This window comes from Streptomyces sp. ICBB 8177 (genome assembly GCF_003144095.1).
Lineage (GTDB): Bacteria > Actinomycetota > Actinomycetes > Streptomycetales > Streptomycetaceae > Streptantibioticus_D.
In genome coordinates, this window is the sequence record NZ_NSKH01000018.1 from 2,013,541 (window position 1) to 2,036,803 (window position 23,263).

General features: G+C 73.0%; 25 protein-coding genes. 20 read left to right on the top strand and 5 right to left on the bottom strand.

Features of this window, described 5'->3' with window-relative positions; genetic code table 11:
- Window positions 1-207: 207 nt before the first annotated feature.
- On the bottom strand, window positions 208-1,854 hold the full coding sequence (locus CK485_RS17550) for a glycosyl hydrolase family 18 protein (RefSeq protein ID WP_109451655.1): 1,647 nt from the start codon (window positions 1,852-1,854) through the stop codon (window positions 208-210).
- A 296-nt stretch (window positions 1,855-2,150) separates the two neighbouring features.
- Here CK485_RS17550 and CK485_RS17555 point away from each other — a divergent pair, with 296 nt between their 5' ends.
- The 13 genes from CK485_RS17555 (at window position 2,151) to CK485_RS17610 (ending at window position 12,524) form a co-directional block, all read left to right on the top strand.
- A complete protein-coding gene (locus tag CK485_RS17555) occupies window positions 2,151-2,993 on the top strand; it encodes a hypothetical protein (protein ID WP_109451657.1) in 843 nt (280 codons plus the stop codon).
- A 78-nt stretch (window positions 2,994-3,071) separates the two neighbouring features.
- Window positions 3,072-3,779 carry a Flp pilus assembly protein CpaB gene (gene cpaB, locus CK485_RS17560; protein ID WP_109451659.1) on the top strand — a complete coding sequence of 236 codons (708 nt, stop codon included), beginning with the start codon at window positions 3,072-3,074 and terminating at the stop codon, window positions 3,777-3,779.
- Window positions 3,780-3,786: 7 nt separating this feature from the next.
- The gene (locus CK485_RS17565) at window positions 3,787-5,049 is read left to right on the top strand and encodes an AAA family ATPase (RefSeq protein ID WP_109451661.1); all 1,263 of its coding nucleotides are present in this window, start codon (window positions 3,787-3,789) and stop codon (window positions 5,047-5,049) included.
- A 59-nt stretch (window positions 5,050-5,108) separates the two neighbouring features.
- Entirely contained in the window at window positions 5,109-5,471 is a 363-nt protein-coding gene (locus tag CK485_RS17570; RefSeq protein WP_109451663.1) for a TadE/TadG family type IV pilus assembly protein, read from the top strand.
- Window positions 5,468-5,893: a TadE/TadG family type IV pilus assembly protein gene (locus CK485_RS17575; protein ID WP_109451665.1), complete on the top strand. Its 426-nt coding sequence runs from the start codon at window positions 5,468-5,470 to the stop codon at window positions 5,891-5,893. Before CK485_RS17570 ends, CK485_RS17575 begins: the two co-directional genes overlap by 4 nt.
- Before the next feature lie 5 nt (window positions 5,894-5,898).
- Window positions 5,899-7,239, top strand: a complete 1,341-nt coding sequence (locus CK485_RS17580; protein ID WP_109453174.1) for a CpaF family protein — start codon at window positions 5,899-5,901, stop codon at window positions 7,237-7,239.
- Between the two features lie 2 nt (window positions 7,240-7,241).
- On the top strand, window positions 7,242-8,180 hold the full coding sequence (locus CK485_RS17585) for a type II secretion system F family protein (protein ID WP_109451667.1): 939 nt from the start codon (window positions 7,242-7,244) through the stop codon (window positions 8,178-8,180).
- Window positions 8,181-8,234: 54 nt separating this feature from the next.
- The gene (locus tag CK485_RS29710; protein ID WP_241968384.1) at window positions 8,235-9,125 is read left to right on the top strand and encodes a DUF5936 domain-containing protein; all 891 of its coding nucleotides are present in this window, start codon (window positions 8,235-8,237) and stop codon (window positions 9,123-9,125) included.
- Complete coding sequence (locus tag CK485_RS17590) at window positions 9,122-9,919, top strand: response regulator transcription factor (protein ID WP_241968385.1); 798 nt, start codon at window positions 9,122-9,124, stop codon at window positions 9,917-9,919. Before CK485_RS29710 ends, CK485_RS17590 begins: the two co-directional genes overlap by 4 nt.
- A 319-nt stretch (window positions 9,920-10,238) precedes the next feature.
- Complete coding sequence (locus CK485_RS17595) at window positions 10,239-10,475, top strand: hypothetical protein (protein ID WP_109453178.1); 237 nt, start codon at window positions 10,239-10,241, stop codon at window positions 10,473-10,475.
- 116 nt (window positions 10,476-10,591) lie between these two features.
- A complete protein-coding gene (locus CK485_RS17600; protein WP_241968386.1) occupies window positions 10,592-11,230 on the top strand; it encodes a pilus assembly protein TadG-related protein in 639 nt (212 codons plus the stop codon).
- 17 nt (window positions 11,231-11,247) lie between these two features.
- A complete protein-coding gene (locus CK485_RS17605; protein WP_109451670.1) occupies window positions 11,248-11,865 on the top strand; it encodes a hypothetical protein in 618 nt (205 codons plus the stop codon).
- A complete protein-coding gene (locus tag CK485_RS17610; protein WP_109451672.1) occupies window positions 11,862-12,524 on the top strand; it encodes an OmpA family protein in 663 nt (220 codons plus the stop codon). Before CK485_RS17605 ends, CK485_RS17610 begins: the two co-directional genes overlap by 4 nt.
- Here CK485_RS17610 and CK485_RS17615 read toward each other — a convergent pair.
- The gene (locus tag CK485_RS17615; RefSeq protein ID WP_109451674.1) at window positions 12,496-12,903 is read right to left on the bottom strand and encodes a DUF192 domain-containing protein; all 408 of its coding nucleotides are present in this window, start codon (window positions 12,901-12,903) and stop codon (window positions 12,496-12,498) included. The genes CK485_RS17610 and CK485_RS17615 overlap by 29 nt on opposite strands.
- A gap of 404 nt (window positions 12,904-13,307) precedes the next feature.
- Between CK485_RS17615 and CK485_RS17620 the strand changes: the two genes are divergently transcribed.
- Window positions 13,308-13,880, top strand: a complete 573-nt coding sequence (locus tag CK485_RS17620; RefSeq protein WP_199239377.1) for a hypothetical protein — start codon at window positions 13,308-13,310, stop codon at window positions 13,878-13,880.
- 35 nt (window positions 13,881-13,915) lie between these two features.
- Window positions 13,916-14,578: an A24 family peptidase gene (locus CK485_RS17625; RefSeq protein ID WP_109451676.1), complete on the top strand. Its 663-nt coding sequence runs from the start codon at window positions 13,916-13,918 to the stop codon at window positions 14,576-14,578.
- Between the two features lie 51 nt (window positions 14,579-14,629).
- On the opposite strand, the gene mgrA is transcribed toward CK485_RS17625, so the two are convergent.
- Complete coding sequence (gene mgrA / locus CK485_RS17630; RefSeq protein WP_109451678.1) at window positions 14,630-15,670, bottom strand: L-glyceraldehyde 3-phosphate reductase; 1,041 nt, start codon at window positions 15,668-15,670, stop codon at window positions 14,630-14,632.
- 160 nt (window positions 15,671-15,830) lie between these two features.
- On the opposite strand from mgrA, the gene CK485_RS17635 reads away from it, so the two are divergent.
- The 4 genes from CK485_RS17635 to CK485_RS17650 all read left to right on the top strand — a co-directional run bounded on the left by CK485_RS17635 (window position 15,831) and on the right by CK485_RS17650 (window position 20,965).
- Window positions 15,831-16,592 carry an isoprenyl transferase gene (locus CK485_RS17635; RefSeq protein ID WP_109453180.1) on the top strand — a complete coding sequence of 254 codons (762 nt, stop codon included), beginning with the start codon at window positions 15,831-15,833 and terminating at the stop codon, window positions 16,590-16,592.
- Between the two features lie 338 nt (window positions 16,593-16,930).
- Entirely contained in the window at window positions 16,931-18,250 is a 1,320-nt protein-coding gene (locus CK485_RS17640; RefSeq protein ID WP_109451680.1) for a PhoH family protein, read from the top strand.
- Window positions 18,251-18,692: 442 nt separating this feature from the next.
- Window positions 18,693-19,373 carry a transglycosylase SLT domain-containing protein gene (locus CK485_RS17645; protein WP_109451682.1) on the top strand — a complete coding sequence of 227 codons (681 nt, stop codon included), beginning with the start codon at window positions 18,693-18,695 and terminating at the stop codon, window positions 19,371-19,373.
- Window positions 19,374-19,585: 212 nt separating this feature from the next.
- On the top strand, window positions 19,586-20,965 hold the full coding sequence (locus CK485_RS17650; RefSeq protein WP_199239379.1) for an AI-2E family transporter: 1,380 nt from the start codon (window positions 19,586-19,588) through the stop codon (window positions 20,963-20,965).
- A gap of 75 nt (window positions 20,966-21,040) precedes the next feature.
- Here CK485_RS17650 and CK485_RS17655 read toward each other — a convergent pair whose 3' ends face one another.
- A complete protein-coding gene (locus tag CK485_RS17655; RefSeq protein WP_109451684.1) occupies window positions 21,041-21,577 on the bottom strand; it encodes an alkyl hydroperoxide reductase in 537 nt (178 codons plus the stop codon).
- Between the two features lie 9 nt (window positions 21,578-21,586).
- A complete protein-coding gene (locus CK485_RS17660) occupies window positions 21,587-22,144 on the bottom strand; it encodes a peroxiredoxin (RefSeq protein ID WP_109451686.1) in 558 nt (185 codons plus the stop codon).
- A 120-nt stretch (window positions 22,145-22,264) separates the two neighbouring features.
- Here CK485_RS17660 and CK485_RS17665 point away from each other — a divergent pair, with 120 nt between their 5' ends.
- A complete protein-coding gene (locus CK485_RS17665; protein ID WP_109453184.1) occupies window positions 22,265-23,254 on the top strand; it encodes a hydrogen peroxide-inducible genes activator in 990 nt (329 codons plus the stop codon).
- Window positions 23,255-23,263: the final 9 nt, after the last annotated feature.

Below are 23,263 nucleotides of genomic sequence, written 5' to 3' on the forward strand. Positions count from 1 at the left end.
ACGGCCTCACCGCCCTACGGCAGGCCCAACAACCCGCACAACACGAACTACTCAAGACCGGCACCCCGTTGACCCTCGTCGTACGCGACACCGACTGCCGCTGGACCCTCTCCGTGCGGCCGCCGCCGCGCTCGTGGTGCCGGGACGGACGCGCCGGTGGGCGGGACGCCGAACGCGTCCCGCCCACCGGCCCTCCCGTTCGACCGCTTACGGCAGCGCGTGCACGTGCGCGCCGACCTGGGTGGCGAACTGGTTGCCGTTGGCGGCATCCCAGTTGGTGGACCAGGTCATCGCGCCGCGCAGCGTCGGCCACTTGGCCGGCGGCTTGAAGGAGCCGCAGCCGGTGCCCTGGGTCAGGCAGTCCAGCGCGTTGTTCACCACGGACGGCGAGACGTAGCCGCTGCCCGCCGCGCTGGAGGAGGCCGGGACGCCGATGCCGACCTGCGAGGGGTCGAGACCGGCCTGGATCGCGGTGCAGGCCAGCGAGGTGATGAAGTCCACCGAGCCCTCGGAGTAGACGTTGCCGTCGCAGCCGTTCATCGAACCCGAGTTGTAGTACTGGGTGTTGACCACGGTGAGGATGTTCTTGATCTTCAGGGCGGTCGCCAGGTAGTCGCTGGACGGCGAGAGCATGTCGATGGTCTGCGGGGCCATCGTGACGATCAGGCCCGAGCCCGCCTTCGCCGACAGGTCTTCGAGCGCCTGGCTCATGTACGTCGGGTTGAGGCCGTTCTCCAGGTCGATGTCGACGCCGTCGAAGCCGTAGGTCTGCATCAGCGAGTAGACGCTGTTGGCGAAGTTGGTCGCCGAGGTGGAGTCGGTGACCGAGATCGTGCCGTTCTGGCCGCCGACCGAGATGATGACCTTCCTGCCCGCCGCCTGCGCCGCCTTGATGTCCGCCTTGAACTGGGCGTCGGTGTAGTTCAGGCAGGGGTCGAGGCTGAAGTCGACCGCGCCGGGCGTGGTGGTGGCGTTGGCGAACGCGACCGCGATGATGTCGTAGGCGCTGTTGACGTCCGTGAGCTTCTGGACGGTGGCGCCGTTGCAGAAGTCCTGCCAGTAGCCGGTGACCGCGTGCTTGGGCAGGCCGCCCCCGCTCGGACCGGTCGAGCCGCCGGTCGAACCTCCGGTGGTGGAGCCTCCGGTGGAGGTCCCGCCGGTGGTGGACCCTCCCGTCGTGGAGCCGCCGGTTGTCGAGCCTCCCGTGGTCGAACCCCCGGTCGTGGACCCGCCCGTGGTCGTGCCTCCGGTGCTCGTGCCTCCGGTGGTCGTCCCGCCGCTCGTGCCGCCGGAGCCCGCCGGGCCGGTCAGGGAGACGTCGTCGGCGTAGTACGCCGGCTGCCCGTACCAGCCGTGCAGGTAGACCGTGACCGACGTGGTGCTGGCGCCGGTGGTGAACTTGGTCGACAACTGCTGGTAGGAGGAGGCGGACGGCGTCCAGGTGGACGGGTCGGTCCCGCCGGTGCCGGTCGCCCCCAGGTAGACGTAGCTGCCCTGCACGTACGCGCTCAGGGTGTACGAGGAGTTGGGCTGGACGCTGACGACCTGCGAGCACTGCGCGTCGTCGGACGACGACGGGGTCGCCTTCAGGGCCGAGGAGCCGCTGTGCACCGGGCTGGAGACGGTCGTGCCGCTGTTCGCGGTGCAGGTCCAGCCGGAAAGGCCGGACTCGAAGCCGGGGTTGGCGGCCAGGTTGGCGTCGGCCGCGCCGGCCGGGTTCGCCGTGGACAGGGTGAACAGGCCGATCCCGGCCGCCGAGAGCGCCACGGCGGCGGCGGTGAGCAGGGGGAGCGGGCGCCGGGAGTGCCGTGGGCCGCGACAGCCCGGCGCGTCGTGATGGCGTGGACCTGACATTGAAGCCTCCTGGGGGCAACGCTCGCGCGTCGGGAGGGTGGTGGGCTGTTGGCCTGGACCAAAGTGGTCCAGACCAGTGCTGGTGTCAAGGGTTCGGGCACGGCTTCCCGCGGGGCTGGGCCACGGGCTCAGGCACGGTTCGGGGCACGGGCTTCCCGCATGGTTGCGGTGCGTCGCGGTTGGGTAGCAGAAGGCACTGCTCATCCCGTAAATCCCGGATAGGCTGCGGGCCACCGTGAGGCGCGAGGGGTTCAACGGGCGGGTGTCCGGGCAGCGGTGAGACGCAGGGGGTTCGCATGTCGACCGTCATCGGCGTGACCAGCAAGGACCTCCTGCTGCCCGCCCCCGACCAGCACACCCCGGCCGGCCTCGTGCTGCCCGCGCCGGACCAGCAGTCGCTGGACCAGGCGCTGTCGACGGCGTGGGCCGCGCTGGAGGCGGTCGGCCACCTCGTCGTCCTGGTCCCGGCGGGCCTGCCGGACGAGCACCGCAGACGGCTGCACGCGATCCGCTCGCTGCTGGAGACCGAGCGGATGGCGCTGGTCGAGGTGGACCTGCCGCCACTCGCCCTGGCCCTGCTCGCCCAGCAGTTACGCCAGATCTCCCGCTACGACCTCGGGCCCGGGGTGCTCGCCTGCGCGGCCCGGCTGCTCGCCCACTACCTGCACGCGGGCGCGGTCCTGTCCAGCGTGACCGGGCTCGACCGGCTGGAGGTCGGCCTCGCCCCGCACCTGCGCTCCTGGCTGCCGGGCGCCCGCTTCGCCGTCCTCGCCGCCCCCGCCGCCACCCTCACCCCCCTCGGCCCGCACACCCGGCTGCCCGGGCCCGACTACCCCACCCATCTCGCGCTGGCCGCCCACGGCCTGGCCGACGAGTGGGTGCGCGCCCGGCTCGGGCCCGAGTGGAACTGCGGTCACGTGCGCGAGCTGCCGCTGCCACGGGACTCCGCCCGCTGGTGGGGCACGCCCCGGCTGGTGGAGTTCGCCGCGTACATCGCGGACGTCGGGGTGCTCTACCAGCTCGTCACCTCCGCGCACCGGGCGCGATGCCGCTGGTGCGGGCTCGAACTCGTCGGCGACCGCTGCGGGTTCTGCGCCTGCCCGGCCACCGACCCGGCGGAGCACGGCGCCGTGCCGTAGCCGCCGCGCGCCACCCCCGCCTGAACGACAAGCACAGCCAGTCCGTTCGTCCCCCGTCCGAAGCGATTGGTCCTGCCGATGAACTCACGTCAGCGGCGCGGTGTGGTCCTGCTCACGCTGTCCGTCCTGTGCGCGATCGCCGCCTTCTTCGGAGTCGTCGCCGTCGTGGGCGACGTCGACTCCAAGGTGGGGTCCGAGACGACGGCGTACGAGCTGGACCAGGACATACCCGCCTACCAGCCGCTGAGCCCCGGCCAGTTCCACCGGGTGAGCGTGCCGAAGCGCTGGCTGCCCGCCACCGCCGTCACCGACCTCGGCGACGTCAACGGCAAGATCGCCGCCGCCGCGCTCAGCAAGGGCTCGCTGCTCCAGACCGACATGGTCTCCGACCGGCCCCAACTTCGGCCCGGCGAACAGGAGATCGCGATCATGGTCGACGCCGAGACCGGGGTGGCGGGCACCATCGTCCCCGGCGACCAGGTCAACATCTTCGCCACCTTCGCCAACGGCGGCCCGGGCGGCAAGCCCGAGTCGCGGATCATCGTCAGCGACGCCCGGGTCCTGGAGATCGGCAAGATCACCCAGGCCGGGCAGACCAGCGACCAGAACGACAGCCGGGACCCGGGCAAACAGGTCCCCATCACCTTCGCGCTCCAGACCGAGGACGCCCAACGGGTCGCCTACGCCGAGTCGTTCGCGACCAAGGTCAGGCTCGCCCTGGTCGCCCCCGGCAGCCCCTCGGTCCCGCAGGACCAGCGCACCTACACCCTCGACGGCGACAAGTGAGACGCGCATGACCATCCGCCTGCTGGCCGCCGTCGCCGACCCCGACGCCGCGCGGACCACCACCACTCTCCTCGGCCAGGTGCCCGGCACCGAACCGGCCACCACCGTCGCCGACTCCGCCGCCCTCCTCGACACCCTCGCCGCGCTCGCCGCCTCGGGCGTGGACGACCTGCCCGAAGTGGTCCTCGTCCACGAGGGCGTCGGCCCGATGCCGCCCCTGGACCTGGTACGGGAGGTCGCGCTGCGCTTCCCGGCCGTCGGCGTGATCCTGCTCAGCGCCGACCAGGGCCCCGCGCTGTACTCGGCCGCGATGGACGCAGGCGCGCGCGGGCTGATCGGCCTGCCGCCGTCGTACGAGGAACTGGCGCCCCGGGTGCGCTCGGCCGCCGCGTGGGCCTGCGGCGTACGGCGCCACCTCGGCGGGAGCGGCGCGGACGCGCCGGGCGGGCGGACCGGCACGGTGGTGACCGTCTCCGGTGCCAAGGGCGGCGTCGGGGCCACCGTCACCGCCGTCCAACTCGCCCTCGCCGCGCAGGCGTCCGGCCGCTCGGTCGCGCTGGTCGACATGGACCTCCAGACCGGCGACCTCGCCTCCTACCTCGACGTGCGCTTCCGGCGGTCCATCGCCGACCTCGCGGAGATCACCGACATCTCCTCCCGGGTGCTGGCCGACGCCATGTTCAGCCACCCCGGCGGCCTGTCGCTGCTGCTCGCCCCCGCCGAAGGCGAACAGGGCGAGGCGGTCACCGACCGCGCCGCCCGCCAGATCGTCACCGCGCTGCGCGCCCGGTACGACGTCGTGGTGATCGACTGCGGCAGCCGGCTGGAGGGCGCCAGCGCGGTCGCCGTCGAACTCGCCGATGTCGCCCTGCTGTTGCTGACCCCGGACGTGGTGGCCGTGCGGGCCGCCAAGCGCACCGTGCGCCTGTGGGACCGCCTGCGGGTGCGCAAGCCGCAGGACGTGCGCACGGTCGTCAACCGCCACACCCGGCACACCGAGATCCAGCCCGCCCTGGTCGAACGCGTCACCGGCACCCGCGCCGCCCGCACCGTCGTGCCCGCCGCGTTCAAGGAACTCCAGGCGGTCGTGGACAGCGGCCGGATGGACGAACTCGACCAGCGCGGCGCCATCCGCAAGGCGCTGTGGTCGCTGGCGGCCGAGATCGGGGTGGCGGGGGCCCCGGCCACCCCGGCCCGCGCCGACCGCACCGCGCACCGCCTGCCGCGCCGCTCGGAGCGCAGGGCCATCGGCGCGGGCGGGGGGAGCTGACGATGCGCTTGTCGAACGCGACGGCGGGCCGACGGAACGCGACGACGCGCCCGCGAGACGTGAGCAGGCGCCTGCGGTCCGATCGCGGGCAGATCAGCGTCGAGCTGCTGGGGATGACCCCGCTGATCCTGCTGACGCTGCTGCTCATCTGGCAGTTCGTGCTGGCCGGTTACACCTTCACGCTCGCGGGGGACGCCGCCGACCGGGCCGCGCGGGCCGCGGCGGTGGGCCAGGACGCACAGGCCGCCGCCACCGCCGACCTGCCGTCCGCGTGGGCCGCGAACGCCTCGGTGGCCGTCGGCGGCTCCGGGGACGTGGTGACCGCGAGGGTCGCCCTGAAGGTCCCGGTGCTCGTCCCCGGCTTCCTGGCCTTCCCGTTCACCGTGGACGGGACGGCGGGCGCGGGGAAGGAGACGCCGTGAGCCGGAACACGGGAGGGACGGACGCGGTGGGCCGGAGCGGGGAAGGGGCGGACGCGGTGAGCCTGGACGCGGGGAGGCCGGGCGGGCGCCGGACGCGTCGGCCCGGAGGCGATCGCGGGTCGGTCGCCATCGAGTACCTCGGCTTCCTGCCCGTCCTGCTGCTCGTGGCCCTCGCCGGGGTCCAGTTGGGCCTGGTCGCCTACGCGGGCGTGCAGGCCGGGACCGCCGCGCGGGCCGCGGCCCGCACCGACAGCGCCGCCGCCGGGGCCGCCTCCGCGAGCGGCTGGCTCAAGCCCCGGATCGGCATGGACGAGGGCGCGGACCGGGTGACCGCGACCGTCACCGTCACCGTGCCGTCCGTCCTGCCCGGAATCTCCTTCCTCGACCCGGTGACGCGCAGCGCCACCATGCCCCGGGACTGATGCGCATGACGAGCCTGCGATCCCGTGTCGCCGCCCCCGAACCGGACTCCGGGCGGCAGCAGGAGAGCCACCTGACCGCCACCTACCGCGCCAAGCTGCTGGAGGAGATCGACCTCGCCGAGATGTCCTCGCTCGCGATGGCCGAGCGCAGAAGGCGCCTCGAACGCGTCCTCGGCCACATCATCAGCCGCGAGGGCCCGGTCCTGTCCACGCAGGAGCGGACCTCGCTGATCCGCCGGGTCGTCGACGAGGCGCTGGGCCTCGGCGTGCTGGAGCCGCTGCTGGAGGACGCGAGCGTCACCGAGATCATGGTCAACGGGCCCGACCACGTCTACGTCGAGCGGGCCGGGCGGGTCGAGCGGGTGGACGCCAGGTTCGCCTCCACCGAGCAGCTGATGCAGACCATCGAACGCATCGTGTCCACCGTCAACCGCCGCGTGGACGAGTCGAATCCGATGGTCGACGCCCGGCTGCCGTCCGGCGAGCGCGTCAACGTCATCATCCCGCCGCTGTCGCTGACCGGCCCGACGCTGACCATCCGCCGCTTCCCGCGCTCCTACACCCTCGCCCAACTGCTGGAACTGGGCTCGCTGGACGAGCACATGCTGACGCTGCTGGCCGCCCTGGTGCGCGCCAAGTTCAACCTGATCGTCTCCGGCGCCACCGGCTCGGGCAAGACCACCCTGCTCAACGCGCTGTCCGGACTGATCCCGGACGGCGAGCGCATCGTCACCGTCGAGGACGCGGCCGAACTCCAGCTCCAGCAGAGCCACGTGATCCGGCTGGAGAGCCGGCCGCCCAACGTCGAGGGCAAGGGCCGCATCACCATCCGCGACCTGGTCCGCAACTCGCTGCGCATGCGCCCCGACCGCATCATCGTCGGCGAGGTGCGCGGTGGCGAGACCCTCGACATGCTCCAGGCGATGTCCACAGGACACGACGGCTCGCTGGCCACCGTGCACGCCAACTCGGCCGAGGACGCGCTGATGCGGCTCCAGACGCTGGCGTCGATGAGCGAGGTCAAGGTGCCGTTCGAGGCGCTGCGCGACCAGATCAACAGCGCGGTGGACGTCATCGTGCAGCTCACCCGCAGCGCCGACGGCTCGCGCCGGGTCACCGAGATCGCGTTGCTGTCCTCGCGCGGCCGGGAGGGCTTCCGGCTGGTGACCGCGGGGGAGTTCCGGGCCGGGCCGCTGGGCGCCGACCGTGTCACCCGCGGCTTCTGGGAGCACCACCCGCTGCCGCGCAGGACCGCCGACCGCCTCTACCTGGCGGGCGAGGCGGTGCCGCCCGCGTTCGGCGTGGCCACCGGCGAGGACCAACTCACCCTGCGGAAGGCGGAGTAGCGATGCGACCGATGGGCTGGTTCGCGCTGGGCGCCGCGTTCGCCGCCTGCGTGCTCGCCGTGTGGGGGCTGCGGGTGTGGACGCGGGGGCGGGCGGAGCGGCGGGAGCTGGTCGACCGGCTGACCGGCGCGGGCCCCGCGCGGCGCGCCGGGCGCCGGGAACGGTTCGCCGGGCTGGACAGCGCCGTGCGCCGCACCCGCTACGGCCGCGGCCTGGAACGCAGGCTCGCCGCCACCGGACTCGACGTGAGCCCGGGGGAGTTCACCGCGTGGCTGGTGGTCGCGGTGGCCGGGGTGTGGGTGCTGGCGGCGGCGGTGCTTGCGCCGTTCTTCGGGCCGCTCGCGGGCGCGGTGGCCGCCTGGTCCGCGTACGCGTTCCTCAACTGGCGGCACAGGAAGCGCATCGAACGCTTCGTCGGTCAACTGCCGGAACTCTCCCGGCTGCTGGCCAACAGCGCCTCCGCCGGGCTCGCGTTGCGCACCTCCATCGGCATGGCCGCCGACGAACTGGAGGCACCGGCGGGCGAGGAGCTGACCAGGGTCGCCGACGCGCTGGCGGTCGGCCACTCGCTGGAGGACGCGCTCGGCGACCTGCGCGAGCGGCTGCCCTCGCGTGAACTCGCCGTCCTGGTCACCACGCTGGTGCTCTCCAGCCGGGCGGGCGGCACGCTGGTGGAGTCGCTGCGCAACCTCACCGACACGCTTCAGGAGCGCAAGGAGACCCGGCGCGAGGTGCGCACCACCCTCTCGCAGGTCACCGTCACCGCCTACGCGGTCCCCGCGATCGGGATCGGCGCGCTGCTGATGCTCAACCGGATGGCGCCCGGATCGTTGGACACCATGACCGGGACGTTCCTGGGGCAGGCGGCCGTCGTGGTGGCGTTCGCGCTGTACGGGATCGGCTTCGTGGCCATCCGGCGGCTGGCGCGGATCGATGTGTGAGCGCGACACGGCGTCCGGTCCTCACGAGGACGCGCACGAGGGGAGGCAGGGGTGATGGCGGGAGCGCTGCTGGGGCTGCTGGCCGCGCTGTCGGTCGCGGGGATCGCGTACGGCATCGCGCTGTACCGCCGGGAGGTGGTGCTGCCCGACGACCTCGCGCTCGCCCTGGAGGTCGGCGCGACGCGGACCACGGCGGTCGGCTCGCTGGTCGACCGGCTCGGCATGCGGTGGGCGCCCGCCGTGCTGCGGGCGATGGGCCCGGCGCGCGTCAACCGGCTGCGGCGCAGGCTGGACCTGGCCGGCAACCCCGGCGGCCTGACCGTCGACCGGTACGCGGCGCGGCGCGCGGTCTACGGCTTCCTCGGCTTCTTCGGCGCGGTGGTCTTCCTGGTCAGGGGGGAGTGGCTGGTCGCGCCGCCGCTGCTGGCGTTCGGCGTGTGGTGGACGGACGTCGGGATCCGGCTGGCGATCCGGCAGCGCAAGGCGGAGATCGAACGCACCCTCGCCGACTTCCTCGACGTCCTCGCGGTCGTCGTCAGCGCGGGACTCGGCTTCCGCCAGGCGCTGGAGCGGGTCGCCGACAACTACCAGGGGCCGTGGGCCGACGAGATCCGCATCACCCTGCGCCAGATGGACCTGGGCGTCAGCCGACGCCAGGCCTTCGACGACCTGCGCCGCCGCAACGACTCCGAGGCGGTCGCCCAGTTCACCACCGCGTTGCAGCAGGGCGAGGAACTGGGCGCCCCGATCGCCGACACCCTGATCCAGATCGCCAGGGACATGCGGCGCACCGACGCGCAGAACGCCCGCCGCCAGGCGGCCCGCGCGGTCCCGAAGTCCACGCTGGTCATCACCACGTTCATGGTCCCGGCCACGATGATCCTGCTGATCGCGGGCTTCTTCCTGGGCAGCGACGTGGGCGTGGGCCAGGTGCTGGGCAGGTGAACGGGGCACGGCGGGCCCGGGCGGCGCCCGCGCTTCGGGTGGTCGTGGCCGACGCCGCCGCCGTGGTGCGGGCGGGACTCGCCGCTCTGCTGGGGCAGGCGGAGGGCGTCGAGGTGGTCGCCGAGGCGGCGGACGGCGCCGCCGCGCGCGAGGCGGTCACCTCCCACCGGCCCGACCTCGTGCTGCTCGACCCGCGGCTGCCCGGAGCCGAGGGCCCTGCCGCGCTGCCCGAACTCGCCGTGCTGGCACCGGTGCTGGCGCTGTCCTTCAGTGCCGGGCGGGCCGCCGTCGAGGAGGCGATCCAGCGGGGCGCGGGCGGATACCTGGTGCACGGCGAGTTCACTCCCGGCCAACTGCTGGACGCGGTACGGGACGTGGCGGCCGGCCGGGCGGCGTTCTCGGCGGGCGCGGCGACGGTGCTGCTGGCGCGGATGCGCGCCGACCGCACGGCGGCCGGGCCGGGCGGGTCGACTGGGGCGGCCGGGGCCACCGGTACGGCCGCCGCGCCCATTCCTTTGCAGTCGCAATCCAGCCCTTCGCAACTGCAATCGGATGTGGGACAGTCGAGACGTGCGGCGGACCGGACCCGCTTCGGCCTCAGCCCGCGCGAGGAGGAGGTGATGGAGCTGATCGCCGGGGGCATGACCAACCAGCAGATCGCGGCGGCCTGCTTCATCAGCGAGAAGACCGTCAAGAACCACATCAACCGCATCTTCGGCAAACTCCGCGCCGACAGCCGCAGCAAGGCGATCGCCCTGTGGCTGGGCACGTGGTCTCCCCGAGGGGAGGGGTGAGGGCCGATGGCGCGAGGCTCCCGACCTCCGGCGGGCACCCCGCTCCCGTTACGCGTCCGGCTCACGCTGTACGCCCGGCTCGCGCTGCGCGTCCGGATTTCGTTGCGCGGCAGGCTCCCGTTGCGCGCCCGGCCTGCGTCGCGGAGCCGGCCTGCGTCGCGTGTGCCGGCTGCCAAGTCCCCGACCGCCCTCGCGTGGGCCCGCGTTTGGGTCCCCGGGCCCTCGAAACACGTGCGGCCGTCCCCTTACTCTCCGGGCGTCCCCAGCGTCACCGAACGCGTTCTGCGCGTCACCGAAGGAGAGGTCCGTCGTGCGGAAGATGCGGGAGCACACCATCGCCTCCAGGGCGGCCACCGCCGCCCACCTGCGGATCACCGGCTGGCGCGACACGCTGGTGAGCCGGATCGCCGCGAAGGCCGACCGGGGCCAGACGTCGGTCGAGTACCTGGGGATCATCGCGGTCGTCGTCCTGATCGTGGCCGCCATCCTCGGCACGAACATCGGCACCACCATCTACGACGCGATCACCGCGCAGATCGCCAAGGTCGCCAAGTAACCGCCCGGCACGCCACGTTGAACGGCCCAGGCCCAGGCTCAGGAGGCCCCGGCTCCGAGCCGGCCCCGGGCCCCGCCCTCGTCCCCGGTCCGCGGCGCGACGACCGGGGCCAGATGATGCCCGTCTACGTGGTCGTGATCGGCGCGCTGCTCTTCCTCGCGTTCGCCTACTTCGCCGTCGGCCAGGCCGCCGCCACGCGCAACGGCGCGCAGACGGCGGCCGACTCCGCCGCGCTCGCCGCCGCCCAGGACAGCGGCGACCAGTTGCGCGACGCGCTACTCGACGCCTTCCGCTCGGGCCGGCTCGACATGATCGGCGCCCTCCTCGACGGCGACCTGCCGGGGCTGCGCGACTCCTGCGACAAGGCGGGGGAGTTCGCCGCGCTCAACAAGGCGCACACCACCGACTGCCGCCCGCAGGGCCTGGACGGTTACGCGGTCACCGTGGAGACCGACTACACCGTGGGCCGCTCCGTGCTGTCGGGCACCGAGAACCGCAGGGCGCACGCCGACGCGAGCGCGGCGGTCGAGCCCCGCTGCGCCTGGCAGCCCGTGCACCCCGCGCCCACGCCCTCCCCGACCCCCTCGCCGGGGGAGCCCGCCGGCGGTCCCTCGCCCAGCCCGTCGCCCAGCCCTTCGGCCACCGGCCCGGTGGGCACGTTGACGTGCGACGGGCACGGCTGGCCGGTCGACCCCTCGGACCTGACCGTCTTCCCGTCCGTTGCGGACCTGTTCGACGTCCACCTGACCAGCTGAGCGACGAAGGAACGGCCATGACGAGGACCCCGAGGAGCCGCAGGACCGGACGGACCGAGCGGTTCGGCACCGGCGCGGCGGCGGTGGCGGCCGGCGTCGCGCTGGCCCTCGCCCTCACCGGCTGCGGCGGCGGCGCCGAACCGGCCGCGAGCGCGGGCACTTCGGCGGGCGGAACGAGCGGTCCGCAGGGGGCGGCGAACGGTTCGGGGGGCGGTGCGCAAAGCGGCGACAGCGGCACCGTGCTGGCCACCATCAAGGGCCCGGACGGGATCGTCCTCACCCTCACCTCGGCCCGCCGCGAGTCCGGCGGCTTCGTCACGGTCTCCGGGGCCGTGCGCAACACCGGGGACCAGCCGTTCACCCAGGCCGCGAACTGGCGCGGCGACGAGGAGGCGCTGGTGAAGAACGGCGGCTCGCTCGCCGGGGCGACCCTCGTGGACCTCGCCGCCAAGAAGCGCTACTACGTGCTGCGCGACACCGACGGCCGCTGCCTGTGCACCACCGGCCTCGACATCATCCAGCCCGGCGCCGACATCCCGGTCTTCGCGCAGTTCCCCGCCCCGCCCGCGTCCACCACGCAGGTGGACTTCGAGGTGCCGACCCTGCCCGCCGCGACGATCGCGATCTCGGGATGAGGCCCGCGACCGCCCGGCGCGTCGTGACGTCGGCCGCCCGGCGCCGCGCCGGGGCAGTTGCCCTCGCCCTGCTGGCCGCCGCGGCGTTCGGCCCGGCCGCCCCCACAGCCGCCACCGCGGACGACGGTCCCGACCCGGCGCCGTCCACCGCCTCCTCGCCGCCGGTCCAGGTCGACCCGCACGCGGCGGGACTGCGCCTGAAGGCCGGTGCCACGCTCGCGGCGCCCGAGGTGCTGGACATCGAGACGGTCGAGTCGGACTCCGCCGGGGACGAACGGGTCTCCGACACCCCGGCCGCCGTCACCTTCGACCTCCAGTCCGAGGTGATGTTCACCAAGGACAGCGCCACCTTGAGCGCGGACGCCGACACCCGGCTGCGGGCCATCGCCGACGAGATCGCCCAGCAGCACGCCACCTGGGTGCACGTCTTCGGCTTCACCGACGACCTCGGCACCCACGCGCACGGCGTCGTGCTGTCCAAGCAGCGTGCCGAGGCGGTCTACACCGAACTGGCCAAGGACCTGCCGGACGACGGCTCGATCCAGTTCGACGTACGCGGCTACGCCGAGCAGTACCCGATCGCCGACAACTCCAGCGAGGCGGGCCGCCGCCAGAACCGCCGCGTCGAGATCACCTTCCCGAAGACGACGGGCGAGTGACACCGGTCGGCGCGGGAGCGGCCGGGTCCACCGCGACCACCACCCCGGGCCGCAGCCCCCACCCCGCCATCGCCCCGGCCGCCGCCTCCAGCACGTGACGGGAGCGCGGCCTGGGCAGCCCCAGCCGGTTGCGCGGCATCGTGCGCACCGCGAGCACCCGCATCCGCCGGTCCAGATAGGCCACGTCGAGGGCGAACCGCATGCGGAAGGTGTGCACCCCTGAGGCGGGGGTCAGCAGCATCGCGCCCTCGACACCGTCCCGGCCCAGCAGCCCCCGGCTGCGCGCCCGGTACGACGCGGCCACCTCCAGCGGTACGGCCACGGCACCGCCGCCGTCCGCCGGGACCCGCAGCACCGCCCGCCCGTCGCTCCACCCCATGACGTCGTCCTCCCCGCGTCAACCCGCGTACAACAGGTCATCCGGTCTCTTTTTCTGCCCCCGACCGGGCATTCGGTGTCCCGAGGGGCCTCACGCGCCCGATCGCGCGCTACAGTGAGAGTCCCCCCCTCGGGCCGATCCGCATCCCACCCCGCGGATCGGCCCGTTCTCTTTGCTCCTCACCCGGACGGCGGCACGCCGTCTCCACCGCGTCCACCGCGTCCACCGCGTCCCGCCATCCGGCCGTTCTCCGGCGATCAGGTGTTCATCTGTGCTTTCCGTCACGGAAAGGGCACCAGGGGAACCTGTGCGGCGTCTTAGCAGAGGGACACACCCCCGGGCGCCCCGGACCACCGGCCCGCGCCCGTACCGGACGGCAAGGTGAACGGCAGGGTGAGGTGAGCGTGAGCGGCTCGAAGCGCGGCAGCGGCGCCAAGCGCGGCGCCGGACGGTGGAGCGCGGCGGCGGCCGCCCTCGGTGGCGTCCTGCTGCTGGGCGCGACCACCACCGGGTGCGGAGTGGGCGCCGGGGCACCGGACAGCTGGGACTACGTCAACGCGGACGGCGTGGCCTTCGCCCACCCCAGGGACTGGACCGACCTGCCGTCGTCGGCGCTGCCGCACGGCGCGCTGGGCGGCGCGGTCTGGAGGCTGGACGGCAAGGAGGTCGCCACCGTGGAGGTGCTGCCCGCGCCGGGCAAGGGCTGGCCGGCGCGGCCCAAGGGGGCCCAGGTCAAGCGCAGCCCCGCGTTCACCCTCGGCGACAAGCCCGCGGCCCAGGTCGCCTACACCTACCGGCACGGCAAGCACGGCCCCAGCACCCGCCTGGTCTACCTGCGCGTGGTGGACGCCCGCGACCGCCCTGTGCTCGTGCGCATCCAGGGCCAGTCCCCCGACTTCACCCAGGGGATGGCGGACATGATCGCCGACAGCGTGCAGGTCGGCTCCGTGGGCAAGGGCAACATCGTCAAGACCTGAGACCTCGCGCGGCGGACGGCGGTAGCGTCCCTCGGGTGGCTCACGTCCTCATCGTCTGCGCGGCCGCGCTGTGGGGCCTCGCCACCGGCTCAGCCGTCCCGCGAGCGGCCGACCGGCTGGCGCCCCCCGCCGCGGACGGCGGACCCACCGGCGCGGGCCGGGCCGTACGGGTACGGTCCGCGCTGCTCGGCTGCCTGGTGTGCGCCGCGCTCGGCCAAGTGGTGGGCGTACGGCCGGAGCTGGCCGTCTGGCTGCTGCTGGCGCCGGTCGGGCTCACACTGGCCCGCGCCGACCTGACGCGGATGCGGTTGCCGGACGCGCTGACGCTGCCCGCCGCGGCCGGGACCGCCCTCGCGCTGGGCGCAGCCGCGCTGCTGCCCGCGCACGCCGGGTCCTGGCCCCGCGCGCTGCTGGGCGGACTGGCGCTCGGGCTCGGCTACTTCGGGCTGATGGTGGTCAACCCCTCCGGCATGGCCTTCGGTGACGTCAAGCTCGCGCCGACGCTGGGCATGGCGCTGGCCTGGTACGGCTGGCCGGTGCTGCTGACCGGCACGGTGCTGTGCTTCGGCTGCGGCGCGCTCGTGGCGCTGGCGCTGCTGGCCACCCGGCGGGCGGGACGGCGCACCGCGATCCCGTTCGGCCCGTTCATGCTGGCGGGCGCGCTGGGCGGGGTGCTGCTGGGCGCGGCGGCGCACTGACGGGCCGTCGGCGGGGGCAGCCTCTCGTGAGACGCGCCCCCGCCGTCCGCCTCACGCCTCGCTGCTGCGGGCCCAGATGTTGACGCCGGACTCCACCGCGAACGAGTCGATCTCGCGCAGTTCGTCCTCGGTCAGCGGCGGCGCGCCGACCGCCGCGACGTTGGCCTCCAGCTGGGCGACGCTGGACGCGCCGATCAGCGCCGAGGTCACCCGTTCGTCGCGCAGCACCCAGCTGAGCGCGAGCTGCGCGAGGGACTGGCCGCGCCGCCGGGCGATCTCGTTCAGCCCGCGCAGCCGTTCGACCACCTCGTCGGTGAGCAGGCCCGGGTCGAGCGACTTGCCCTGCGCGGCCCGCGAGCCCTCCGGGATACCGCCGAGGTACTTGTCCGTCAGCATCCCCTGGGCCAGCGGCGCGAAGCAGATGCAGCCCATGCCCTCCGCCTCCAGGGTGTCCAGCAGCCGGTCGTCCTCGATCCAGCGGTTGATCATGGAGTACGACGGCTGGTGGATCAGCGCCGGCACGCCCATCTCCCGCAGCAGCCGCGCCGCCTGCGCCGTGCGCTCCGCGTTGTACGACGAGACGCCCACGTAGAGCGCCTTGCCCTGCTGGACCGCGGACGCCAGCGCGCCCATGGTCTCCTCCAGCGGGGTGTCGGGGTCGAAGCGGTGCGAGTAGAAGATGTCGACGTAGTCCACGCCCATGCGCTTGAGCGACTGGTCGAGGCTGGCCAGCAGGTACTTGCGCGAACCCCATTCGCCGTACGGGCCGGGCCACATGTCGTAGCCCGCCTTGGTCGAGATGACCAGCTCGTCGCGGTACGGGCGGAAGTCCTGGGCCAGCAGGGTGCCGAAGTTGGACTCGGCGGAGCCGTAGGGCGGGCCGTAGTTGTTGGCCAGGTCGAAGTGGGTGACGCCGAGGTCGAAGGCGCGGCGCAGGATGGCCCGCTGGGAGCCGAGCGTGCGGTCGTCGCCGAAGTTGTGCCACAGGCCCAGCGAGACCGCCGGGAGCTTCAGTCCGCTGCGGCCGGTGCGGCGGTACTCCATGCCGGCGTACCGCTCGTCGGCGGCGCGATAGAGGGAACGTACATCCATACGCCCTGCCTATCACGGGACCGCGATCGGCGGATCGCCCGCGCGTCGGCTTGCGCCCGGCCCCCGCAAGGGTCCACCGACCCCGCCCCGGGGTCGTGGTCGCGGGGCCGAGCGCAGTATGGTGAGCCGCGGGGTGCCGTATTTCGAGGGGCTGGAAAGCATGAATCTGCGCGACCTGGTGTACGGGCTCTACGCACGTCGGGTCGAGTCCCGGCTGGACCTCGCGCAGGCCCCCAAGCACATCGGCGTCATCCTCGACGGCAACCGGCGCTGGGCCAAGGCCTCGGGTGGCAGCCCGGTGGAGGGCCACCGGGCCGGGGCGGACAAGATCGCCGAGATGCTCGGCTGGTGCGAGGAGACCGGTGTCGAGGTGGTCACCCTGTGGCTGCTGTCCACCGACAACCTCAGCCGCCCCCCTCAGGAGCTCAACCCCCTGCTCGGCATCATCGAGAACGCGGTCTCGGGCCTGGCCGCCAGGGGCCGCTGGCGGGTCCACCACGTCGGCACCCTGGACCTGCTGCCCGGCCACACCCAGGCGGTGCTGAAGGAGGCCGAGGAGACCACCCGGGAGGCGGACGGCCTGCTGGTGAACGTGGCGGTGGGCTACGGCGGCCGCCAGGAGATCGCGGACGCGGTCCGCTCCCTGCTGCTCGACCACGCCTCGCGCGGCACCTCGGTGGAGGACATCGCCGAGGTGCTGGACATCGACCACATCGCGGAACACCTCTACACCCGCGGCCAGCCCGACCCGGACCTGATCATCCGCACCTCCGGCGAGCAGCGGCTGTCCGGATTCATGCTGTGGCAGTCGGCCCATTCGGAGTACTACTTCTGCGAGGTCTTCTGGCCCGCGTTCCGCAAGGTCGACTTCCTGCGCGCCCTGCGCGACTACGCGGCCCGCCACCGCCGCTACGGCAACTAGGGGCGTCGTCCCCCAGCTCTCCGTACCACGCGCGGAGCGCTCCCGTCCCACGCGCGGACCTCGTCGCATACGCAACCACTTTCGCGGGAATACCCCCCTCAGACCGGCACCCGCGCCTCGGGCGCCGGACGACTGAGCGGGCGGCTGCGCGCCGTCCGTCCGGGAGGCCCAGTGCACACGGACGTGCTGTCCATCGGCTCCGCCCCTTCGGGCCTGCCGCGTCACGGTGCGGGCCGGTCCTCGGCCCACGGGCCCGTCCCCGGTCCAGTACCGCGCGACGCGCGCGCAGTCCGAACCGCCGTCGCCTCGACACCTCTCCCGAGGGGGTTCGTCCACCCGTGGTGACCAGCAAGAATCGCCGGGAGCACGACCGGCGCACCTATGTCCTCGACACCAGCGTGCTGCTGGCCGACCCCAACGCCGTCATGCGGTTCGACGAGCACGAAGTCGTGCTGCCGGTCGTCGTGGTGACGGAGCTGGAGGCCAAGCGCCACCACCCGGAACTCGGCTACTTCGCCCGCCAGGCGCTGCGGCTGCTGGACGAGTACCGGATCCGCTACGGGCGGCTGGACGCGCCCATCCCGATCGGGGAACTCGGCGGATCGCTCAGGGTCGAGCTGAACCACTCCGACCCGGGCGTGCTTCCGGCCGGCTTCCGGCTCGGCGACAACGACTCGCGCATCCTGGCGGTCGCCCGCAACCTGCAGGCGGAGGGGTACGACGTCACGGTCGTCTCCAAGGACCTGCCGCTGCGCATCAAGGCGTCGTCCGTCGGGCTGCTGGCCGAGGAGTACCGCGCGGAACTCGCCATCACCTCCGGGTACACCGGGATGGCGGAGCTCCAGGTGACCGGCGCGGACGTCGACCGGCTCTTCGCGCAGGAGAGCGCCGTCCTGCCGGGCACCGAGGAACTGCCGGTCCACACCGGTCTGGTGCTCCAGTCGGAACGCGGCAAGGCGCTGGGCCGGGTCACCGAGGACGGCGACGTCCGGCTGGTGCGCGGCGACCGGGAGGCGTTCGGGCTGCACGGCCGCAGCGCCGAGCAGCGGATCGCGCTGGACCTGCTGCTCGACCCGGAGGTCGGCATCGTCTCGCTGGGCGGCCGGGCGGGCACCGGCAAGTCCGCGCTGGCGCTGTGCGCGGGCCTGGAGGCGGTGCTGGAGCGGCGGCAGCACCGCAAGGTGATGGTCTTCCGGCCGCTGTACGCGGTGGGCGGGCAGGAGCTGGGCTACCTGCCGGGCAACGAGTCGGAGAAGATGAGCCCCTGGGCGCAGGCGGTCTTCGACACGCTCTCGGCGGTCACCTCTGCGGACGTCATCGAGGAGGTCGTGGAACGCGGCATGCTGGAGGTGCTGCCGCTGACCCACATCCGGGGCCGCTCGCTGCACGACGCCTTCGTGATCGTGGACGAGGCGCAATCCCTGGAGCGGAACGTGCTGTTGACCGTTCTGTCCCGGATCGGCGCCGGATCGCGGGTCGTTCTCACCCATGACGTGGCACAACGGGACAACCTCCGGGTCGGACGATATGACGGAGTGGTCGCCGTGGTGGAGAAACTGAAGGGTCATCCGCTTTTCGCCCACGTGACGCTGACCCGTTCCGAGCGTTCCCCGATCGCCGCACTGGTGACCGAGATGCTGGAGGACGTCCAGCCGTAAGGGCTCCGCCGAAGCAGTGGCCAACGGTCGCTGCGCGTAAAGGATTTGACACGCTGAGGCTGCTGCGTCCGCGAAGGGCGCAGCAGCCTAGTCGTGTCCGGTGGCGACACGCCGGAGTTTCCGCAAACCGGCAGGCCCAAACGCGTTGTGACGTTCGCCACGCAACTGAGAATTGCCTTGGCGCGTCATTGTCGGGCAGTGTGTGGGGCTGTCAGGCCCCGCTTACGGCACACCCGCACCGGCGACGGTGCGAAACCCCCCAGAACTGAACAGTGTTGGCCGTAAGCCGCCCAGCACCACGCGGACCCCGCCTCGGGGATCGCACCGGGCCCGTGCCTCCCGTGACCAGTCGGACTCCGGTCCGTCACCAGGGGGAGGCCAGCGTCAGGGGCACGATTGCGTCCGCGCGGTCACCACGCGGGCGATGCTGGAAGGAAACCGTGTGAGCCGGATCTCCGTCCGGGGTATCGCCGTAGCGTCAGCGACCGCGGTCACCACCGTGGGCGCCGTCGTGGGCGTGGCCTCTGGCAGCGAGCCGACCGCCGCAGCCGCGCAGCCCGTCGCCGACGCGACCTCGCTCGACACCATCGTCGACGGTCAGCAGACCAACGCGCAGGTCGCGTCGCTGACCGAGCAGGTCCAGTCGCAGCAGGCCGCCGCCGACGCCGCCGCGAAGCAGGCGGCCGAGCAGGCCGCGCGCAAGAAGGCCGCCGCCGACGCCGCCAAGAAGAAGGCGGAGGCCGAGGCGAAGGCCGAGAAGGAGAAGCAGGAGGCCGCCAGCCGCGACGAGCAGCGCCAGTCGCTGTCCACGCTGAGTTCGGGCGACTACTCGGTCGCGGGCATCCAGGCGATGGCCCAGCAGATCATCGGCAACGAAGCGCAGTACGAGTGCTTCTCCTGGATCGTCTCGCACGAGAGCGGCTGGAACTACCAGGCGACCAACGCCTCCTCCGGCGCCTACGGCCTGGTGCAGGCCCTGCCCGGCTCCAAGATGGCCTCGGCGGGCGCCGACTGGCGGACCAATCCGGCCACGCAGATAAAGTGGGGCCTGGGCTACATGAACGACCGGTACCACAGCCCCTGTGGCGCCCAGCAGTTCTGGGAGGCCAACGGCTGGTACTGAGTACCGCCGGGCCGCACCCCGAGACCTCACGACGAGCCCCGCCGGGCGTTGACCGGCGGGGCTCGTCGCTGTGACCGGTGCGTTCGCAGCCCCGGCCGGTACCGCCTCGCCGGGGACGTCAACCCTGCCGCCGGGTAACCTCGTCCTTCCGGGCGGCTCAGGGGCGCACCGGCTCAGGGGCGCACCGCAGCACCGCAGGGGATGGAACGGACATGCCGCACAAAAGCCGGTGGCGTACCGGCCTCACCGACAGCCTCGCCAGGGCCGCCGGTCGCCTCGCCGAGCGCAGGGCGGCGGCCGAGGAGCGCGAAGAGCAGTTCGAGGAGCGTCTGGGGGAGCGCGGCGAGGCCGACGAGCGCCGGAGGGAGCGCCGGGACGACGAACGCGCCAGGGAGCGCGAGCGGGCTCGCGAGGAGGCGCCGGAGGAGGCGCACGACGACTACGTGCCCCCGCCGCCCTCCTACGCGCCCGCCGTCGCCGCCCCGCGCGCCCCGGTGGCCGCGGTGCCGTGGGGCGTGCGGGTGGCCGCCGAGGTGGCCTGGCGCTTCCTGATCCTCGCCGGTTCGCTGTACGTCCTGATGCGGGTGATCTCGGCGATCAAGCTGGTGGTGCTGGCCTTCGTGGCCGCGCTGCTGATCACCGCGCTGCTCCAGCCGATAGTCGCCCGGCTCAAGCGGGCCGGGCTGCCGAGGGGACTGGCCACCGCGCTGACGTTCATCGGCGGCTTCGTGGTGATGGGCCTGGTCGGCTGGTTCGTGGTCTGGCAGGTGATGGAGAACACCGACCAGCTGTCCAACCAACTCCAGGCCGGTATCGGCCAGTTGAAGAAGTGGCTGCTCAACTCGCCGTTCCACGTGACCGACAAGCAGATCAACCAGATCGCCAAGAACCTCCAGCACGCGGTCGGCACCAACGCCGAGACCATCACCTCGGCCGGGCTCCAGGGCGTCACCGTGGTCCTGGAGGTCTTCACCAGCCTCTTCCTGGCGATGTTCTCCACCCTGTTCCTGCTCTACGACGGCCGCAACGTGTGGAACTGGGTGCTCAAGCTCTTCCCGCGCGACGCCCGCGAGGGCGTGGCCGGCGCCGGGCCGCGCGCCTGGCGCACCCTGACGCTCTACGTGCGCGGCACCGTGATCGTCGCGTTCATCGACGCGGTGTGCATCGGCGTCGGGATCTACTTCCTCGGGGTGCCGATGGCGGTGCCGCTGGCCGTGCTGATCTTCCTGGGCGCGTTCATCCCCATGGTCGGCGCGGTGGTCTCCGGCGCGCTGGCGATGATCGTGGCCCTGGTCACGCAGGGGCCGTTCACCATGCTGATGGTGCTGGTGGTGGTCCTCGCGGTGCAGCAGATCGAGGGCCACGTGCTCCAGCCGTTCATCCTCGGCCGCGCGGTGCGGGTGCATCCGCTGGGCGTGGTGCTGGCGGTGGCGGCCGGTTCGCTGGTCGCCGGGATCGGCGGCGCGGTGGTGGCGGTGCCGCTGGTCGCGGTCACCAACACGGTCGTCGGCTACCTGCGCCAGCACGTACGGGAGAACGCGCTGCGCCAGGCGGTCACGGAGGGCGCGCCGCCCGCCGCGCAGGAGACCTGAGGACGACGAGGGCGGGGTCACGGGAGACGTCTCCCGTGACCCCGCCCTCGTCGTTGCCCGTGGAGCGGTCCGGCGTCAGGCCGAGGCCAGCGCCGCTTCCGCGTCCAGCGTGGTGGCGACGGCCTGCACGACTGCCGCGATCTTGAACGCCTCCTGGACGACCTCGCGGCTCACGCCGGCCTTGCGCAGCACCTGCTCGTGCGAGTCCAGGCACTGGCCGCAGCCGTTGACCGCGGAGACCGCGAGCGACCACAGCTCGAAGTCGGCCTTCTCCACGCCCGGGTTGCCGATGACGTTCATCCGCAGGCCCGCGCGCAGCGTGCCGTACTCGGGGTCCGACAGCAGGTGCCGGGTGCGGTAGAAGACGTTGTTCATCGCCATGACGGCGGCGGCGGCCTTCGCCGCGGTGTACGCCTCGGGGCTCAGGTTGGCCTTGGCCTCCGGCTCCAGCTCGCGCAGCACGATGGGGCTGCGCGAGGCGATGGCCACCGCGAGCACGGTGCCCCACAGCTGCTGCTGCGGCAGGTCGGAGTTGCCGATGACCGAACCCAGGTTGAGCTTGAGGTCCTTGGCGTAGTCCGGCAGCGCGGACTTCAGGGTGTCGAGTGCCATGTCAGCGGGTCACTCCCCGGCGAGCAGCTTGACCGGGTCCAGGGTCTCGTCGCCCTTGCTCCAGTTGCACGGGCACAGCTCGTCGGTCTGCAGCGCGTCGAGCACCCGCAGGACCTCCTTGGGGTTACGGCCCACGGAACCGGCGGTCACCATCGAGAACTGGATCTCGTTGTTCTGGTCGACGATGAAGACCGCGCGCTGCGCGAAGCCGTCCTCGCCCTCGACGCCGAGGGCGCGCATCAGCTCGTGCTTGGAGTCGGCCAGCATCGGGAACGGCAGCTCACGCAGGTCGGCGTGGTCACGGCGCCAGGCGTGGTGGACGAACTCCGAGTCGCCGGAGACGCCGAGCACCTGCGCGTCGCGGTCGGCGAACTCCTCGTTCAGCTTGCCGAAAGCGGCGATCTCGGTCGGGCAGACGAAGGTGAAGTCCTTCGGCCAGAAGAAGACGACCGACCAGCCCTTGCTGTAGTCCTCGGAGCTGTACTCCTTGATCTCCAGCTTGTCGTCGGACGGGCCTTCCACGCCCATGAGCTTCCAAGCGGGGAACTGGTCACCGACAGTGAGCATTGAGGGGTCTCCTGTGCTTGTGCGGGTTGGACGGAACCCACCGTGCCACAGGCAAGATTGATCACGGAAATCGCCCCGGCTCGACCTACTGATAGGTATGGCCGATCAGTACCCTGGGGGCTGTCCACCGCACCCTCCGGTGCCCCCGCCACCGCACCTCCCAGGGAGCCGGCCGTCAAAGCGCAGCGTCAGCCCAGCCTCGCCCAGCTCAGGGCGTTCGCCGCGGTCGCGGAGCACCTGCACTTCCGGGACGCCGCCGCCGTCACCGGCACCAGCCAGCCCGCGCTGTCGGCCGCCGTCGCCGCGCTGGAGGACGTCGTCGGCGTACGGCTGGTGGAACGGACCACCCGCCGCGTGCTGCTCACCCCGGCCGGGGAACGGCTCGCGGCGCGGACACGCAGCGTACTGGACGCGGTCGCCGACCTGATGGAGGAGGCGGAGGCGGTACGGGCGCCGTTCACCGGCGTGCTGCGGCTCGGCGTCATCCCGACGGTGGCGCCCTACCTGCTGCCGTCCGTGCTCGGCCTGGTCCACGACCGCTATCCGGACCTCGACCTCCAGGTCCACGAGGAGCAGACCGCCTCGCTGACCGAGGGCCTGACCGCCGGACGGCTCGACCTGCTGCTGCTCGCGGTGCCGCTGGGACTGCCCGCGGTCACCGAACTGCCGCTGTTCGACGAGGACTTCGTGCTGGTCATGCCGCGCGACCACCGGCTCGCCGGACGCGACGACATCCCGCGCTCCGAACTGCGCGACCTCGACCTGCTGCTGCTGTCCGAAGGGCACTGCCTGCGCGACCAGGCCCTCGACATCTGCCGCGAGGTGGGCCGTGCCGAGGGGGCGCCGGTGACCACCAGCGCGGCCGGCCTGTCCACCCTGGTCCAGCTGGTCGCGGGCGGCCTCGGCGTCACGCTGCTGCCGCGCACCGCGGTCCCGGTCGAGGTGGGCCGCGGCGCCCGGCTGGCCACCGGGACCTTCCAGGACCCGGCGCCGGTGCGGCGGATCGCGCTGGCGATGCGAGCGGGGGCGGCGCGGGCCGAGGAGTTCGAGTCCTTCGCCGCCGCCCTGCGCGACACCCTGCGCCCGCTGCCGGTACGCATGGCGGCCTGAGCTTTCCGC

What these genes read in the sequence shown, in the direction of transcription:
- CK485_RS17550 (WP_109451655.1), bottom strand. Translation starts at nt 1,854, where the DNA reads ATGTCAGGTCCACGCCATCACGACGCGCCGGGCTGTCGCGGCCCACGG.
- CK485_RS17555 (WP_109451657.1), top strand. Translation starts at nt 2,151, where the DNA reads ATGTCGACCGTCATCGGCGTGACCAGCAAGGACCTCCTGCTGCCCGCC.
- cpaB (WP_109451659.1), top strand. Translation starts at nt 3,072, where the DNA reads ATGAACTCACGTCAGCGGCGCGGTGTGGTCCTGCTCACGCTGTCCGTC.
- CK485_RS17565 (WP_109451661.1), top strand. Translation starts at nt 3,787, where the DNA reads ATGACCATCCGCCTGCTGGCCGCCGTCGCCGACCCCGACGCCGCGCGG.
- CK485_RS17580 (WP_109453174.1), top strand. Translation starts at nt 5,899, where the DNA reads ATGACGAGCCTGCGATCCCGTGTCGCCGCCCCCGAACCGGACTCCGGG.
- CK485_RS17585 (WP_109451667.1), top strand. Translation starts at nt 7,242, where the DNA reads ATGCGACCGATGGGCTGGTTCGCGCTGGGCGCCGCGTTCGCCGCCTGC.
- CK485_RS29710 (WP_241968384.1), top strand. Translation starts at nt 8,235, where the DNA reads ATGGCGGGAGCGCTGCTGGGGCTGCTGGCCGCGCTGTCGGTCGCGGGG.
- CK485_RS17595 (WP_109453178.1), top strand. Translation starts at nt 10,239, where the DNA reads ATGCGGGAGCACACCATCGCCTCCAGGGCGGCCACCGCCGCCCACCTG.
- CK485_RS17600 (WP_241968386.1), top strand. Translation starts at nt 10,592, where the DNA reads ATGCCCGTCTACGTGGTCGTGATCGGCGCGCTGCTCTTCCTCGCGTTC.
- CK485_RS17605 (WP_109451670.1), top strand. Translation starts at nt 11,248, where the DNA reads ATGACGAGGACCCCGAGGAGCCGCAGGACCGGACGGACCGAGCGGTTC.
- CK485_RS17610 (WP_109451672.1), top strand. Translation starts at nt 11,862, where the DNA reads ATGAGGCCCGCGACCGCCCGGCGCGTCGTGACGTCGGCCGCCCGGCGC.
- CK485_RS17615 (WP_109451674.1), bottom strand. Translation starts at nt 12,903, where the DNA reads ATGGGGTGGAGCGACGGGCGGGCGGTGCTGCGGGTCCCGGCGGACGGC.
- mgrA (WP_109451678.1), bottom strand. Translation starts at nt 15,670, where the DNA reads ATGGATGTACGTTCCCTCTATCGCGCCGCCGACGAGCGGTACGCCGGC.
- CK485_RS17635 (WP_109453180.1), top strand. Translation starts at nt 15,831, where the DNA reads ATGAATCTGCGCGACCTGGTGTACGGGCTCTACGCACGTCGGGTCGAG.
- CK485_RS17650 (WP_199239379.1), top strand. Translation starts at nt 19,586, where the DNA reads ATGCCGCACAAAAGCCGGTGGCGTACCGGCCTCACCGACAGCCTCGCC.
- CK485_RS17655 (WP_109451684.1), bottom strand. Translation starts at nt 21,577, where the DNA reads ATGGCACTCGACACCCTGAAGTCCGCGCTGCCGGACTACGCCAAGGAC.
- CK485_RS17660 (WP_109451686.1), bottom strand. Translation starts at nt 22,144, where the DNA reads ATGCTCACTGTCGGTGACCAGTTCCCCGCTTGGAAGCTCATGGGCGTG.